Below are 16,207 nucleotides of genomic sequence, written 5' to 3' on the forward strand. Positions count from 1 at the left end.
TGGATATCAGACGCTGCCTGTCATATCCCGTTATGTCACCTGCACCCCGGCGGATCTTTATCGTGTTGGCTTTTTACCAAGCCATCACGGGTATCGATCATGTTTACCGCCTACACCACGTCTGGAACGCCAGCCTCGCCTGGTTCCCTGCCTTCCTCACGACAACTCGACTCTGCGCCATTCGACGTTGAGCATCCAAATGCCGGATTCATCAGAGGCAGCCTGCCTGACTGGTATTTGAACGCCCCGGCGACCTTGCGCCAGGCACTGCACGCCAGTCATCAGAAAACCCTGCGTTCCAAGCATGCGCTCGGGCCCGTTCGCAATCGTCTTTTATCAGCACAAGCATTCGCAGCGCCTCTGCTGACGCAAGCGTTTTTCGAACGCTTCGAACGTCCCTTGGATGTCGAAGCCTTTCAACTGATGACCTGGCGTTATGACGGTTCCTGGAAGCCGAATCCCCTTGAACAGACGCTGTTGCAGGCCGCCTTGCAGAACTTCGCCTCCAGTAACCGAAGCCGCTTCGATCCGTACTCGGCAATACTTCGTACTGGAGGTCTGCGTTACTGGCTTATCGACAGTGCTCAGCGCAGGTACAAGGTGGAATACAAGGACCGTCTTGATATCGACCTTGAGCAATTCGCTGATTTTTGTCATGAACTGGATCTTGGTGGCCAGTATCAGACGCATCTGGACAGTGTATTCAAGCCTTCCACGCCAGGCGCTGCGAAAGCGGTTGCCGCTGTTTTTATCGACGGTGAGCGCGATGCTGTCGAGGTGCTTGCGCACATTGCCATGATGAAGGGCGATATCAGCGAAGCCGCTTACCAGATGCTGTTGAGCGTAGTGAAGCCCCACGTCCATGCGCAATGGGGGGGCAGGGGGTTGCGCTATTGTCAGTTGCACATGCTCGATACCTACGCTTTTTCGGGCTGCCTGTTATACGGGGCTTTGCTGATTCAGCAGGATATTGCTGACCCTGACAGTGGGCCTTGTCTTGTCTATATGCCTTCAGAGCCGTCACACCCGCTCAAACAGTTCGCCTCACTCCGGGCTTTCAACGACAGCCTCGTGGCAGCGCTCGACAGTGACAGTTACAGGCGCTATTTCAGCCGCTTCGTCAGCCTTGGCCAAAGTCCGGAGTTTTTTGCGAAGCTGAAATCGCGGCTCTACCCGGTCCAGGAACACACGCTGGACGTCAATGCCGACCTGGTGTTGCAGGCGCAGCCATTTTCCAAGCCACCATTCGAGTTGCTTTACGAGCACCTGCTGGCCAAAACCTACGTTGATTCACGGACCATAGCGGTGAGGCTGATCAGCTAGCCAGGGATGCGCTGCTCGACAACCTGAAAAACAGTGGCATGGACATACTCAATGCGGCCGGACTCTTTGTGCCTGTGCTGGGTGAAGTCATGGCCGTGGTTGCTCTCTATCAGCTTGTCCGCGAAGCGTTCGTTGCCTACGAAGACTGGACGCACGGGGAAGTGGAAGAGGCCATGCAACATGTTTATAACATCGCCGAAAACGTCGCTCAGACAGTAGTGGTGGGCAGCGTCATTGGCGCGCTCGATCGGCTGGAACCGTCGATGTTTATCGAAAGCCTGGTGCAGAAGAGGGTGGATGGATCGGTTCGTCTTGGAAAGCCGACTGTTGGCGGTTATGCGGATACGGTTACGGTGCCTGACGGTTTGCGTGCCAACCCGCTGGGGCTTTACGAATTCGACAGCAAGACGTGGCTGCCAATGAACGGCAAGCTGTACCGCGTTGAAGCAGACGCAACCGGAAAAAACTGGCGTATCAGGCACCCGCAGGATCAGCACGCCTACTCGCCTAAGCTTGAGCACAACGGGGCCGGTGCCTGGCGTCACGAGTGGGAAAACCCCATGGGCTGGGATGAAGTCACAGCGTTCAGGCGGCTTAATGTGACGTGTGATGCGTTCACCGAAGAAGAGATCTCGCGGGTCTTGAGCATTACGGGCAGCAACGAGGCGTTGTTGCGTCAGATACATGTCGAAAGTCACCCGCTTCCAGCTCTGCTGAGAGATGCCATCCAGCGCATGGAAATCGAGCGGGGCTTGCAAGCCTGCATAGACGCCCTCAAGGCATAAGAGTCCTCGCCAGTGCCTGTCACTCATATCGAGCCATGGATGAAGCTGCTGGTGTCGTCGCCGCACTGGCACAAGAGCCGAGGGTTGTTAGTGTTAGACGCAGACGGAACCATGCTCGACGCCTGGAACGTGGGGGCGCATATGACATTTTCATCCAGTGTCGTGGGCGCGACAGAAGACCTCACGCAGGCGCTCGGCCAATTGCTGGAAGGGCTGACACCCGATGAAGTCAGTCATCTGACGGGAACCAGCGGTGCAGATAAAACTTCGCAGGTTCAAGGTTTCAAACGTTATCTGGCCGACTGTGCGCAACTTCACATGGGGCCGTTGCTTGACGAGGTTTATGCACTGCACAACCGCAGCAGTGAGCCGCTGGTCAAGCTGATTCAACGCGATTTCAGCAGTGTGCCGGACAGCATCGCTTTGGAACTCATCGAGATGGCGAGCGATGCAGACACCGCACGGATGACCTCGGAAAAACGTATCCCTCTTGAGCTTGCCGAGCATGCTCGTGAGTATCAGCAGCAACTGCGAATAAACAGGGCCATCGAAGGCTTCTACCGACGCTCGTCGGGTAATCCGGACACCTGTGCGACTGGGCTTGGCATGTTGCCGTACACGCCGGGCTGGCGTGGCGACGTTTCAATCGATCTGCTGAAAGACACGCTGGAGGGCGATGAGATCGCGAGCCTTGAAAGTGACCAGACGACTGTCGTGCATCGGGTTCTGATCAGAACCGAAGAAGTATTTCAGCCCTTCAATCAGTTGGGTGAGTCTATAGGTGAGGCTGGTCAGAGCTTTTTCAGTGCTCTGCTGAACGCGCTTCCTGATGACGTGCGAGTCAACATCGAATTGCCAGTGAATGCGGATGAGCAGCACCTGCGCAGTCTTTTGTGTCGTATCGCATCTGACAGACGCGACCGGATAGCGGAAATCCTGCAGTTGCAGCCGATCAAGCCTGGCATCAAATGGCCGCAACGACTGCACGATGGCCGTGTGGGTTATCCCCTGAGCGGACGTTTGCGTGGCCTCTTCCGCAGGCTTGGGATTGGTGCGCCCAGCCACTCGCCAGAGCTTGCGGTAAAAAGCCTGTATCCGGATTTTTCCGAAGAGCAGGTTACGACGTTTCTTCAGGCTCTGCGTGCAGAGCACACAGGTTCTGCCTCGCAATTGACGAACTTTGTTCGACAAAGGCTGCAAGGCCTCGCTCAGGAACTGAGCACTTTGCAAACCGGCCTGGACAATTGGGTACTGCAAGCTGAGCCCTCGTCACTGCTTAGACCGAGGGCAATCGCGGCGTTGCGAATTCGCAATTGCTGGAGGCGCCTGAGCGCTCACTGCAGAAACTATCAGGGTGAGTTTTTGGGGTATTCGCTTGATCTGGAGGGTCTACGGATAGGAAACATGCCGGAGGTATTGGCTGACTTCAGTCATGTGGCGGTTTTAAACGCTCGAAACATGCGGCTTACCCATTCACAGGCTGATGTATTACTTAAGCATTTCAGCAACCTGCATTCATTGAGCCTGGATTTCAATGCGCTGCAATCCCTGCCAGAGTCGATAGGGCGGATGACTCGACTCAGAGAGTTGTCACTCAGACACAACCCGCTGGTCTGGACCGACCAGTGCAACGCCGGTTTGCGAAATCTGAGCCGACTGGAAGTTCTGGACCTCAGTTTTTGCTCGCTTGGGCGGAACACGCGGCTGAGTCCGCTCAACGCACTGCGCATGCTTTTTTTACGTTCTACAGGTATTGAAAGGGTGCCAGAGTGGAACTGGCGCAGTTCTGATCTGATGCTTCTCGACCTTCGTGACAACCATATCTCGGACATAACCACCCAGGCGCTCGCCCTTATTGATCGCTCCCTCAGCGATAATCGTCTGAATATACATTTGAATGGTAATCCGCTGAGTGTGCAGACGCATGAACGGATCAGAGTGCTGCGTGAGCAAAGGTATCAGTCCCGTTTGGGTATCAGCCATAACCGCTTGTTGCATCAGGAAACGCCTGCCCTTAAGACCTGGCTTGGCAGTGCGAGTGGTGAGCAACTGGCTGCACGGACAGAGCTTTGGCATAACGTGCAGGACTGTTCCGGTTCTACAGATTTTTTTCAGGTGCTGAGCGACCTGACCACTTCAGCAGACTTTTTCAACGATCGTAAAGCGCTCACGACACGGGTCTGGACGATGATGGAAGCGGCTGCTGAAAATGGGGAGCTGCGTCGGCAATTGTTTGATCTTGCCGCCCATCCTCAAACCTGTGGCGATGGTCTGGCGTTAATATTCGGGGACATGGAAGTTCGCGTTGGGGTGTTCGCGATTACGTCATCCACGCCGGAAGCCTCACGGCCACTGGAGCTGTTCAAGATGACCCGCAGTCTCGACCGTCTCGATGAGGTGGAAAAAATTGCCCGTCGCGATATTGCTCTTCGGATGACAAGCAATAAAACGGTAGATGAAGCCGAAGTACGACTGGCCTATCGAACGGGTTTGCAGGTACGGCTTGGATTGGCCAGCCGGTCCAGATCCATGCTGTTCAGGACTCTGGCGGGGGTGAGTGACGCCGATCTGGATTCCGCCTACCGCGAGATAATTGCGCGTGAAAGTACTCCTGCGTTTTTCGAGTCACTGATTGCCAGGGAGTTTTGGATGGATTATTTGGAAATCCGCTACGCCCACGAGTTTGAGCCGGTAAAGCGCCCTTTTGCTGAGCGTCTCGCCGTTCTGGATGAGCTGTCGCCGGACATGCAATCCGATCAACAATACCTTGACCGGCTAAAACAAATCACCAAGGAACGCATGCGTGCGATCAAGGCGTGTGCGATCAAACTTTCCATACAGCTTTCGGATGCTGTGAACGCAGGGCCTCAATAAGGGATACTCTCCATAACGCCTGACAATCCGGGGAATCTGCATGCCCGTTCACGTTATCGACAACCTAAGCACCGTTGCGCCTGCTCAATGGGACGCACTGGTGCCGGGCAATCAGCCGTTCCTGCGGCATGCCTTTCTCAGCGCACTGGAAGACAGCGGCAGCCTCGGGCCACGCTCCGGTTGGCGTGCCGAACATGTGCTGCACTACGAAAACGATCAACTGGTTGCGGCATTGCCGGCCTACCGGAAGTGGCACTCGTACGGCGAATATGTGTTCGATCACGGCTGGGCAGACGCCTGCCGTCGTGCCGGAATCGCCTATTACCCCAAACTGTTGGTCGCGGTGCCGTTCAGCCCGGTTGGCGGCTCACGCATCCTGTCGGCAACGCCTCAAGGCGGCATGGAGTTGCTCAGCGAGCTGCCAGCCTATCTGCAGAGCGAGGGGCTGTCGAGCGCCCATGTGAATTTCACCGACCCGGCTGCCGATGCCTTGCTTGAATCGCAACCGGGCTGGCTGCAGCGCTTTGGTTGTCAGTTTCATTGGCATAACCGGGGTTACCGCGACTTTCAGGACTTTCTGGACGCATTGAGTTCGCGCAAGCGCAAGCAGATGCGCAAGGAGCGTGAACAGGTGGCGGGGCAGGGCATCGAGTTTGAATGGCTCGAAGGCGCGCAGATGAGCGAAGTGCTGTGGGACTTCGTCTACGCCTGCTATTCCAATACCTACGAAATTCGCGGGCAGGCGCCATACCTGACACGCGAATTTTTCAGTCTGCTGGCCGAGCGTATGCCCGAATCGATCCGCGTGGTCATCGCCTTGCAGGGCTCACGGCCTGTGGCGATGGCTTTCAGCCTGATCGGTGACGATAGTTTCTACGGGCGCTACTGGGGTTGCCTGGCCGAGTTTGACCGACTGCACTTCGAGACCTGTTTCTATCAGGGCATGGACTACGCCATCGCCCATGGTCTGCAACGATTCGATGCCGGCGCTCAAGGTGAGCATAAATTGATTCGTGGCTTCGAACCGCAGATCACCCGGTCATGGCATTACCTGATGCACCCAGGGTTGAAAGACGCGGTCAGCGAGTTTCTCGAGCAGGAACGCGTCGGCGTACTGGCGTATGCCGATGAGGCGAGGAGTGCGTTGCCGTATCGGCAGACGGAGTAGCGGGGGATAGGCCTTCGCGCGTGGAGCATCGGCACGATAGTCATAAGTGGATGTCAGGCACGGCAGCGGGTAGATCACTGGCCTCTGAAGATCCTGTGGAAGCGAGCTTGCTCGCGAAGAGGCCAGCAATCTCCCCATCCTCAATCCACCCCCACAAACCCGCCGGTCTGATGCTGCCACAACCGCGCATACAGCCCGCCGCGGGCCAGCAGTTCGGTGTGGGTGCCGGTTTCGGCGATCTGGCCTTTTTCCAGTACCACCAGACGATCCATGCGGGCGATGGTCGACAGGCGGTGGGCAATGGCGATGACGGTCTTGCCTTGCATCAAGGTTTCCAGGCTTTCCTGAATCGCTGCTTCAACTTCCGAATCAAGTGCCGAGGTGGCTTCATCCATGATCAGGATCGGTGCGTCCTTGAGCAGCACACGGGTGATCGCAATACGCTGGCGTTGACCACCGGACAGCTTGACGCCGCGCTCTCCCACATGGGCATCAAAACCGGTGCGGCCTTCGGAATCCGACAACTGCGGGATGAACTCTTCGGCACGGGCCTTGCGGATCGATTCCCAGAGCTGTTCGTCAGTGGCGTCAGGATTGCCATACAGCAGGTTTTCGCGAATAGAACGGTGCAGCAGCGACGTGTCCTGAGTGATCATGCCGATCTGCGCACGCAGGCTTTCCTGGGTAATCTCGGAAATATCCTGACCGTCGATCAGGATCCTGCCGCCTTGAACGTCATACATGCGCAGCAGCAGGTTCACCAGCGTCGACTTGCCGGCGCCTGAAGGCCCGATCAAACCGATTTTCTCGCCCGGTTTGATGTCCAGGTTGAGGTTGTGAATGATCCCGTTGCCATTGCCGTAATGGAAATCAACGCCATCGAACCGGACGCCGCCGTTTTCGATCTTCAGCGGCAGCGCGCCGGGCTGGTCATTCACCGTGACAGGCTGCGAGATGCTCTCCAGGCCGTCCTGCACGGTGCCGATGTTCTCGAAAATGCCATTGACCACCCACATGATCCAGCCGGACATGTTGACGATACGAATCACCAGGCCTGTGGCCAGCGCGATGGCCCCCACCGAGATCATCGACTGGGTCCACAACCACAGGGCCAGCCCGGTGGTGGTGACAATCAGCACGCCGTTCATGGTGGTGATGGTGGTGTCCATCGATGTGACGACACGGCCAGCCAGCTGGCTTTTCTCGGTCTGGTCACGCATCGCTTCACGCGCATATTGCTGCTCATGATTGGTGTGCGCGAACAGTTTCAATGTGGTGATGTTGGTGTAGCCGTCGACTATCCGGCCCATGAGCCTGGAGCGCGCATCGGACGACTCCACCGAGCGTTGCTTGACCCTGGGGACGAAGTACATCAGCGAGAGTATGAACGCCACGATCCAGGTGCCCAGCGGGATCATCAGGCGCCAGTCGGCCTCGGCGAACAGCACCATGGCGCTGATCGCGTAGATCAGTACGTGCCACAGCGCATCCACCGATTGCACCGCCGAGTCGCGCAGCGAGTTGCCGGTCTGCATGATGCGCTGGGCGATACGCCCGGCGAAATCGTTCTGGAAGAAGTTGACGCTCTGTTTGAGCACGTAGCTGTGGTTTTGCCAACGAATCAGGTTGGTCATGCCGGGGCTGATGGTCTGATGCACCAGCAGGTCGTGCAGGCCGACGAAGATCGGGCGCAGCAGCAGGGCCACCACCACCATCCAGATCAGTTCCGGGCCATGAACGCTGAAAAAATCCTTGGGCGGCGTGGTTTGCGCCAGGTCGATAATGCGGCTCAGGTAGTTGAACAGCGACACCTCGATCAGCGCACCGATCAGTCCCACGACCAGAAGCGCGAGAAACGTCGGCCATACCTGACGCAGGTAATAAATGTAAAACGCGAAGACGGTGTTGGGAGGGGCAGGGGTAGGGGCGTCTTTGAAGATATCGATCAGTTTTTCAAAACGACGATAAAGCATTGGCTATCACACCCACGCGACGTGGGTTCTCCTTGATAAGTGGAGGCTCTCCCGTCCAGCCCGCACAAAGCCCGAAGGCTTTATGCGGTGCAGTTTTCCTGCTTAGTCGACGCGTTTGGCGGACTTGATCAGGATCGGGTCGATTGGCACGTTTTGCATGCCTTTCGTAGTAGTGGTGCGGGCGTTGACGATGTTGTCGACCACGTCCATACCCTTGACGACTTTACCGAACACCGCGTAACCGAAGTCACGTGTGCCGTTGTCGAGCATGGCATTGTCGTTGGTGTTGATGAAGAATTGACTGGTAGCCGAGTTAATGTCCGAAGTACGGGCCATGGCAATGGTCCCACGCACGTTGTGCAAACCGTTCTGTGCTTCGTTCTTGATCGGGTCCTTGGTCGGCTTCTGAACCAGTTGCTGGGTGAAACCGCCACCTTGCACCATGAAGCCCGGAATCACTCGGTGAAAAATGGTGTTGCTGTAGAAGCCGCTGTCGACGTAACCCAGAAAGTTCTGGGTGCTGACCGGTGCCTTGGTGTCTGCGAGTTCGATTTCAATCTGGCCGAAGCTGGTATCGAGTACCACGTGCGTGGCTTTATCCGGGGCAGCCATCAGGTTGGCGGCGAACAATACGGAGCAGGCGGTGAGGGCGATTTTTTTCAGCATGTGGCAACAGGTCCTTCGGTAAGAGATATCGACTGTGGCTGGCAAGGTAACCACGTTTGGCGTTCTTTGCCCAGCGCGTTAGAGGGTTTGCGCGGCTTCATGCCATCAGCCAGCGCACCTATGGTGCTGCACAAGGTTTTCAGACTCCGATGCTGGCCATGAATTCCAGCAGCGTGCGATTGAATTGCTCGGGCTGGTCCAGCGGCGTGGCATGCCGGGAGTCGTTGATGACTACCAGCCGCGCATTGGGCAGGCGTTTGACGTAAGCCTCTTTGAGCGAGACCGGTGTGTAATCGTGTTCGGCCGCGATGATCAGCGTCGGGCAGGTAATGCGCCCCAGTTTGTTTTCCACGCCCCAGCCGACAATGGCATCGAAACTGGCCAGATAGGCGCGCTTGTCATTCTTGCCCCAACGCTCGGCCATCTTGCGCCGCAGGTCGGCCTGTTCCAGCTTTGGAAACAACAGCTTGCCCAGCGCCTCGCCCAGGGTCTGCATGCTGACGATGCGTGACAGGGTCCAGCGTCTGGCCAATTGCCAAAGGTCGCCTGCGCTTCTGACCTTGACCTGTGGCGCGCTGTTGACGATGCACAGGCTCTTGAGCAGGTGCGGTTGATCGACCGCCAACTGAAAGCCGATCATCCCGCCCATCGACAGGCCGATCAGGTGTACCGGACCCAGACGAAGGTGTTCGATCAACGCCTCCACGTCATTGCTCATGGCCTGAATGCTGTAGCGCCCGTAGGGTTTGTCCGAGCGACCATGGCCACGCATGTCCATGACGATGACGCGGTATTGACTGGCCAGTGCCGGGATCTGATATTCCCAGTCCTGACAGCTGGAACCCAGGCCATGTAACAACAGGACGGGTTCGCCCAGACCATACTCTTCATAGTGCAGCGAACAGTCGTCGTGTTCGAGAAAAGCCATGTGCCTACTCCTGTCAGGCGTGTTGTGGAGCAGTGAGTGCCGTGGTCAGTGGTGCGGTGTCGAACGTGCGGATCAGATCGATGAGAATCTGCGTGGCCGGGCCCAGCGACCTGTCCTTGCTGGAGTAAAGATAGAAGGTCGGGTTGCGGCTGCCGCCCTTGTCCAGGCGCAGCGGCTTGAGCAGCCCCTCGCGCAGTTCACGCTCGATCATGTGGCGAGGCAGCCAGGCGAAACCCAGGCCATTGCTGACGAAGGTGGCGGCTGTACCGAGGCTGCCGACCGTCCAGCGCTGCTCCGCGCCCAGCCAGCCGAAATCCCGCGGTTGCTGTCTGCCTGAGTCGCGAATCACTACCTGTAGCTGACTTTCCAGATCCTGAAAGGTCAGTTCGCGATTGGCCTGGTGCAGGGCGTGGTCCGGATGAGCGACGGCGACGAACTCGACGGAGCTCATCTCGGTGCCCAGATGCCCGGCAATGCTGTAGCCGCTGATGGCCAGGTCCGCGACGCCTTCCAGCAACACCTCCTCGACACCCGAAAGCACTTCTTCACGCAACCGCACCCGGCAGCCTCGGCTTTGCGGCATGAACGCGGTCAACGCCCTGACCAGGCGTGCCGAAGGATAGGCCGCATCAATCACCAGCCGCACTTCTGCCTCCCAGCCCTGTTCCATATGGTGGGCGAGGTCTTCCAGTTGGCTGGCCTGTTTGACCAGTTGCCGTGAACGGCGCAGCAGTACGCCACCGGCGTCGGTCAGCACAGCCTTGCGTCCGTCAATGCGTAACAGCGGCACGCCGAGTTGTTCCTGCATGCGCGCCACGGTGTAACTCACCGATGACTGCGACCTGTGCAGAGCCTCGGCGGCCTGAGCAAAGCCACCGTGGTCGACTACGGCTTGTAATGTGCGCCACTGGTCGAGAGTCACGCGGGGCGCTTTCATGCTGTAATTCCTCTTAATGTGCTGGCTATTTGTTCTACTCTGACAATCCCGCTTCGGAGATCGCCGAATGAATCGACTGTGCTGTGTACTGCTGGTCATGTTGCCTGTGACGGCTTTTGCGTACCCCATCGAGGTCGAAAAGCAGTATCAGGGCGTGAAGATCGATTACGTGACGCACGACGTTTATCACAACATCGGGTCAATCACCGTCAGCAACTACGGGGATGTAGACGCCAAATGTTCGGTGGTGTTCGTCAACGGGCCAGAGGCGCCGCGAACCCGGCGTGTGCAGGTTGGCGCAGGTCAGAGTGTCGACGCTTCATCCACGTTCAATCGCAGCATCATCAAGTTGCGAATCAGGCTCACCTGCCAGCCAGCCTGAGAGTAGAGCGCTCTTATGGATAAAACAAATTTATGGATGGGTCAGGCAAGGGGCTTGAAGTTTTTAATCGATAAATCGATTTATAACGGGGTCCGCGTTGCGTTATGCGCAATTGTGGCCGGAGACTGTGGGAGCGAACTTGTTCGCGAAAGGGCCGGTATGATCGCCGAAAATGCATCGGCTGAAATACCGTCTTCGCGAACAGGCGAAGCGTCGCCGCTTCGTTCCCACGCCCTTGGGGCAGAAGCCTGAAAGCTACTTGTTCCGGGCTTTCAGGACTTGTGCAATACGCTGGGCACAATCAGACGATGATATCGGCCGCTTGCAGACTCTGCACGCCAGTCAGCTGGATTTCAAAGTCCGCGCCGATGTTGTCATCGAGATTGCCGTACAGCACCCCATCGGCAAAGCGAAGCTCGCCGGTGTTGTTGGCGCTGAACGCCGCGTTGCCTATGAACACGAACGCATCGTGGGCATCGGTCAGCGGTCGGGCATCGAAGCCTGTGAAGTCCAGCTTGTCGCCTTCGGCTGCCTTGAAGCCGTTGATGATGTCGCGCAGGCCGCCCAGGCCTGTCTCGTTGCTGTTGTTGAACACGTAACGGTCTGCACCGGTGCCGCCAATCAGCGTATCAGCGCCTGACCCGCCGATCAGTGCGTCGTCACCCGCGCCGCCGGACAAGGTGTCATTGCCACTGCCGCCGTTCAGGACGTTGGCGTTTTTGTTGCCGGTCAACGTGTCGGCAAACTGGCTGCCAGTCAGGTTCTCTGTACCCTTGAGCGTGTCCAACCCGGAGCCGCCGGTGGCCTGTTGAGCGCTGGTGTTCAGCGCAACCGTAACGCCTGCCGTGGCAAACAGATAAGACACCGTGTCATTGCCGTCACGACCGTCCATGACGTTGTCGCCAGCGCCTGCGTAGATCAGGTTATCAAGGGTGTTGCCGGTTGCGTTCGCCGCCCCTGTGCCGGTGATGACGATGTTTTCCAGGTTGGCGCCCAGCGTGTAGCTGGCCAGCGAACTGAGCACCGTGTCGATGCCGCCTACCTGCTGATCTGCGTTGGTCTCGACCACTCGGTCGGCTGCATCGTCAACGTAATAACTGTCCGATCCGTCGCCGCCGGTCAGCAGGTCGGCACCCGCTGCGCCGTCGAGAATATTGTTGCTGGCATTGCCGGTGATGACGTTTTTCAGCGCATTGCCGGTGCCGTTGATGGCAGATACGCCGGTAAGCAGCAGGTTTTCCACGTTCGCCCCCAGCTGCCAACTGACGGAAGACACCACGGTATCAACCTGTGATGGCGAATCATTGCTCTCGGTGACGGTATCGAGTGCGTTATCGACCACATAGATGTCGTTGCCGTCCCCGCCGGTCATGTCATCTGCGCCCTGATCGCCATCCAGCACGTCATTGCCGGCGCTGCCCACCAGGGTGTCGTCATCACTGGTGCCGAAGATGTTGCCGCCTTCATTCTGGCCACTCTCGAAAATGGCGGCCGGGTCGTTGTTGTCGCTGGCATCGCCACGAAAACCCAGGTCATCGGCAATGAAGTCGGCCAGGCGCTGACCGACGATTTCGGCGGACTCTTCGTGCAGGTGCCAGACGTCATCGGGGTAGACCAGCGGGTTGACCTCGTAACGCAAGGGCAGGTCGGTGTAGTCAACTGCCAGCTTGACGTCGGCACGCTCATTGGCGATGGCTTCCTGAGCGTTTCTGACGTATCCGGCACCCTCGACAATAGCGTTGATCTTTTCTTCGGTGTAGCCGCGCGCCTTGGCCGCTTCGGTCTGATAGTGGCCGGTTTCGGCCATGTACACGGTGAAGTCGCCTATCTGCGCGTGCAGGTAATCGAACACCTTCAGGGTCGAGGTTTTGTACAGGTCGGCTGCAGCCTGCTTGTCCGTGGCGCGGGCTATTTCCTGCGCGGCTTCTTCACCCTGACCCCAGATAATCCCGGTGGTCACTTTATCGATAGCCGTCAGCGACGCCAGTTGCGACTTGAGAAGTTCGGTCGCACGCAGCAGCGCAGGGCCTGGCTGATCGGTATCCACCAGCCACCACGAAACACGCTGTTCTTCCTGCGTGCCGGTCGAATAGCCGACCACGGTGCTGCCGCCTACGGCAAGGTCGATGCCATCACCGTTGGCGTCGGTGAACTGGCTGCGCACGTCGTAATCGGTGTAATGGGCCAGGTCCTTGACCATTTCCGAGGTGCCGGACTGATTGTCGTCTTCGGTCATGCGCAGCAGGCGCGCGTTGGACTGGCCCAGCGTCGGCAGATAGAGAATCTCCTGAGCCTCGCGCTGGCCGAACACGAAGTCCGCATCGGTCAGGGTGTCGATCAGGTTGCCGCTCAGGGCGATTTTGAAGCGATTGCCGTCGGCATCCGCCGTGGCGGATTTGACATAGGTCTTGTCGCCGGCTTCGTTGAGGGTCATGTACAAGGTGTGATCTTCACCGTTGCCCAGCCCCAGGAAACCCAGAGCAGAGACGTCTATTTTGTCCTGGCCGGGGGTGAAGTCATAGATTGTGTCGGTGGCCGTCAGCCCGCCAGCATCGTAATCGCGGTAGCTGTCGGTGAGTGTGCTGTAGACGAACGTGTCGGCACCGTCTCCACCGTACAATGCGTCGCGGCCAGCGCCACCGTTGATGATGTCGGCACCGGTATCGCCACGCAGCGTATCGTCGCCACCCAGCCCGAGAATGGTGTCGTCACCTTCGGTGCCATACAGCGCTTCCGCATTTTCGGTGCCGGTCAGAACGCCCGGTGTAACGTTGCCTACCGTGATGGCAAAACTGTCGGCCACCGAAGCGCCGGTGGCATCGCTTGCGGTCAGCAATACCGAGTAAAGCCCGGATGCCGTGCCGCCCGGCGTGCCGCTGAAGGTCAGGGTCTTGCTGTCGAACTTCAACCAGTCGGGCAGGGCGCTGTTATCGGCCAGGGTCGCGCTGTAGGTCAGCGTGTTGCTGTCCGGATCACTGAAACTGCCCGGTTGTACCGCGTAGGAAAACGCCTTCAACTCGGTAACGTTCTGATCCATCAGCGGTGTATTGAGTACCGGGGCCTGATTGGTGGCTGAGGCTGTAGAGAAGATGAAGCTGGACGCGCTCAGTTTGTCGAGCAGGTTGCCTTCCAGTGCAATCTCGAAGCGATTGCCGGTGGTGTCGACCGCATTGGTCTTGATATAGGTCTTGCTGCCGTCGGCATTGATGGACAGATAGATAGTGTTGGCACTGCCATCGCCCAGGCCTCGCAGGCCGATGCTGGACAGGTCGATCCGGTCTTCGGCCGGGTTGAAGTCGGTGATGGTGTCGCTTTGCTTAGTGCCGCTGGCGTTGTAATTGCGGTAGCTGTCCAGACGCGAGTTGTAGATGAACAGGTCCGCGCCCGCGCCACCGGTCAGAATATCGGCATCAGCCCCGCCATTGATGAGATCTGCACCGGCACCGCCATTGATGCGGTCTGTACCGGCGTTGCCGTTCATCACGTCGTTGCCGTCGGTGCCGGTCAGGGTATCGCCGCCCGCAGTGCCTTCGATGACCCGCTGGAAGATGAAATGGCTGGCATTGAGCGTGTCTTTCAGGTTGCCGCTCAGGCCCAGCTCGAATCGGTTGCCGCTTGCATCGGCGTCGAGTGATTTGACGTAAGTGCGGTCGAGTGTGGCGTTGTAGCTGATGTTCAGCGTGCCACCCTTGCCGCTGCCCAGCCCGCTGAAACCCAGGTTTGACAGGTCGATGCGGTCCTGGCTGACGTCGAAGTCAGTGACCAGGTCGGTGACGCTGGTGGTCGCCGTGCGATAGCTATCGGTCAGCTGGTCGAAGCGAAAAGTATCGGCACCCGCGCCGCCGGTGAGCTTGTCGGCTCCCGCACCGCCGACCAGAATATCGTCGCCCGCAGCGCCGTTGAGCTTGTCCTTGCCAGCCAGACCGAGAATCATTTCATTGGCTGCGCCACCGGTGATCGCATCGTTGGCGTCGGTACCCTGCACGGTGATCAGCGGAAACGAATCGCCTGCAAAACTGCCGTCACCATAAACCAGCGTCAGGCCTTTGCTGGTGTGGCTGATGGTGTTGCCCACGATGCTGTTGCGATCTGTGCCGTCTTCGTTGCGCTCGGCAACGCCATAGGTGGAGTTGTCGCTGCCGGTGATCACGTTGCCGCGGATCAGGTTGTCGCTGCCGTTGAAATACTTGCCGGAAACGCCCGAAGTGTCGTCATAAGACTGGATGATAATCTCCGGCACCGGGGCGCCGAGGGAGTTGTTGCTCAGGGTGTTATCAAAGACATCCACCCCGGAACTGCCGTAGATGCGCACACCGGCACTGCCATTGTCGTGAATGTCCAGGCCACTGACAGAGACCTGACTGGACAGCTTGATCAGCACGCCTTCAGCACCGTTGCCATAGACCGCGCCGCCGGTGATGGTGATATTGGCAGGCGAGGGGATGTTTTCACTGCCGCGCTGCACCACGATGCCGGTGCTGCCATTGCCGTAGGCGACGTTGTTGCTCAGGGTGAAATCGTGAGTGCTGGTCACCACGTTGAAGCCGTGACGGTCGTTGTTATAAGCAATGTTATTTTCAAACACGCTGTCGCTCAGGTAATCGGCCACGAAACCGTCCAGGCCGTTGCCATGGGATACGCTGTTTTTGATCACCATGTTGACGGTCTGCTCGTGCGGGTCGAAGCCATAGCCCGAGCAGTCCTTGATCTCGACGCTGTCGAGCGTAACGTTCGAATCCTTGCCGTCAGAACCTGGAATGTAGCCGTTGAACCAGCCGTCCACCTTGCCGGTGGTGGCGTCCCGGTTACCGTCCAGTGTCAGATTTTTCATGCCGAAGTCGTGGGTTTCTTCGCCGTAGGCGGAACGCACGATGCCGGTGACCTTGGTGTCCGAGCCATCCGCCAGCTTGATGACTGTCTCGCCCATGCCCGCGCCCGATAGGGTCACGTTGCTTTTGAGCATCAGACAGCCGTCGGAAGGCTCCTCGCCACCGGACACAATGTAGGTCCCGGCTGCCAGCACAACTTCTCCACCGCCCGCCGCTGCAGCTGCATCAATAGTGGCCTGAATGGCTGCTGTATCGTCCGTGACGCCGTCGCCCACTGCACCAAAGTCTTTTGTGTTGAATATCATGGTGTTACTCCGGGCGACGAGGATTTTAGGTGATGAA

The 16,207-nt window shown here is 58.0% G+C and carries 7 protein-coding genes and 1 pseudogene; 3 read left to right on the top strand and 5 right to left on the bottom strand.

The window, feature by feature from the left end; all coding sequences use genetic code 11:
- Positions 1–99: 99 nt before the first annotated feature.
- A pseudogene (locus LJU29_RS07330) lies at positions 100–4,982 on the top strand (NEL-type E3 ubiquitin ligase domain-containing protein).
- A gap of 40 nt (positions 4,983–5,022) precedes the next feature.
- The gene (locus tag LJU29_RS07335; RefSeq protein WP_005755566.1) at positions 5,023–6,150 is read left to right on the top strand and encodes a GNAT family N-acetyltransferase; all 1,128 of its coding nucleotides are present in this window, start codon (positions 5,023–5,025) and stop codon (positions 6,148–6,150) included.
- A gap of 140 nt (positions 6,151–6,290) precedes the next feature.
- On the opposite strand, the gene LJU29_RS07340 is transcribed toward LJU29_RS07335, so the two are convergent.
- The 4 genes from LJU29_RS07340 to LJU29_RS07355 form a co-directional block, all read right to left on the bottom strand.
- The gene (locus LJU29_RS07340; protein WP_257111937.1) at positions 6,291–8,123 is read right to left on the bottom strand and encodes an ABC transporter ATP-binding protein; all 1,833 of its coding nucleotides are present in this window, start codon (positions 8,121–8,123) and stop codon (positions 6,291–6,293) included.
- A 102-nt stretch (positions 8,124–8,225) separates the two neighbouring features.
- Positions 8,226–8,789, bottom strand: coding sequence for a peptidylprolyl isomerase (locus LJU29_RS07345; protein WP_005755571.1), 564 nt, complete (start codon positions 8,787–8,789; stop codon positions 8,226–8,228).
- A 139-nt stretch (positions 8,790–8,928) separates the two neighbouring features.
- Positions 8,929–9,717, bottom strand: a complete 789-nt coding sequence (locus tag LJU29_RS07350; protein WP_257111939.1) for an alpha/beta fold hydrolase — start codon at positions 9,715–9,717, stop codon at positions 8,929–8,931.
- Between the two features lie 13 nt (positions 9,718–9,730).
- A complete protein-coding gene (locus LJU29_RS07355; protein ID WP_002554785.1) occupies positions 9,731–10,654 on the bottom strand; it encodes a LysR family transcriptional regulator in 924 nt (307 codons plus the stop codon).
- 67 nt (positions 10,655–10,721) lie between these two features.
- Here LJU29_RS07355 and LJU29_RS07360 point away from each other — a divergent pair, with 67 nt between their 5' ends.
- Positions 10,722–11,036 carry a hypothetical protein gene (locus tag LJU29_RS07360; RefSeq protein WP_005743256.1) on the top strand — a complete coding sequence of 105 codons (315 nt, stop codon included), beginning with the start codon at positions 10,722–10,724 and terminating at the stop codon, positions 11,034–11,036.
- Positions 11,037–11,337: 301 nt separating this feature from the next.
- Here the strand turns inward: LJU29_RS07360 and LJU29_RS07365 are convergent, their stop codons facing one another.
- Positions 11,338–16,170: a M10 family metallopeptidase C-terminal domain-containing protein gene (locus tag LJU29_RS07365; RefSeq protein ID WP_257111942.1), complete on the bottom strand. Its 4,833-nt coding sequence runs from the start codon at positions 16,168–16,170 to the stop codon at positions 11,338–11,340.
- Positions 16,171–16,207 lie beyond the last annotated feature (37 nt).

It is taken from the genome of Pseudomonas ficuserectae (assembly GCF_024584585.1).
Classification (GTDB): domain Bacteria; phylum Pseudomonadota; class Gammaproteobacteria; order Pseudomonadales; family Pseudomonadaceae; genus Aquipseudomonas; species Aquipseudomonas amygdali.

Bases quoted from the DNA above. Each gene is read 5' to 3' on its own strand.
- LJU29_RS07335 (WP_005755566.1), top strand. From the start codon at position 5,023: ATGCCCGTTCACGTTATCGACAACCTAAGCACCGTTGCGCCTGCTCAA.
- LJU29_RS07340 (WP_257111937.1), bottom strand. From the start codon at position 8,123: ATGCTTTATCGTCGTTTTGAAAAACTGATCGATATCTTCAAAGACGCC.
- LJU29_RS07345 (WP_005755571.1), bottom strand. From the start codon at position 8,789: ATGCTGAAAAAAATCGCCCTCACCGCCTGCTCCGTATTGTTCGCCGCC.
- LJU29_RS07350 (WP_257111939.1), bottom strand. From the start codon at position 9,717: ATGGCTTTTCTCGAACACGACGACTGTTCGCTGCACTATGAAGAGTAT.
- LJU29_RS07355 (WP_002554785.1), bottom strand. From the start codon at position 10,654: ATGAAAGCGCCCCGCGTGACTCTCGACCAGTGGCGCACATTACAAGCC.
- LJU29_RS07360 (WP_005743256.1), top strand. From the start codon at position 10,722: ATGAATCGACTGTGCTGTGTACTGCTGGTCATGTTGCCTGTGACGGCT.
- LJU29_RS07365 (WP_257111942.1), bottom strand. From the start codon at position 16,170: ATGATATTCAACACAAAAGACTTTGGTGCAGTGGGCGACGGCGTCACG.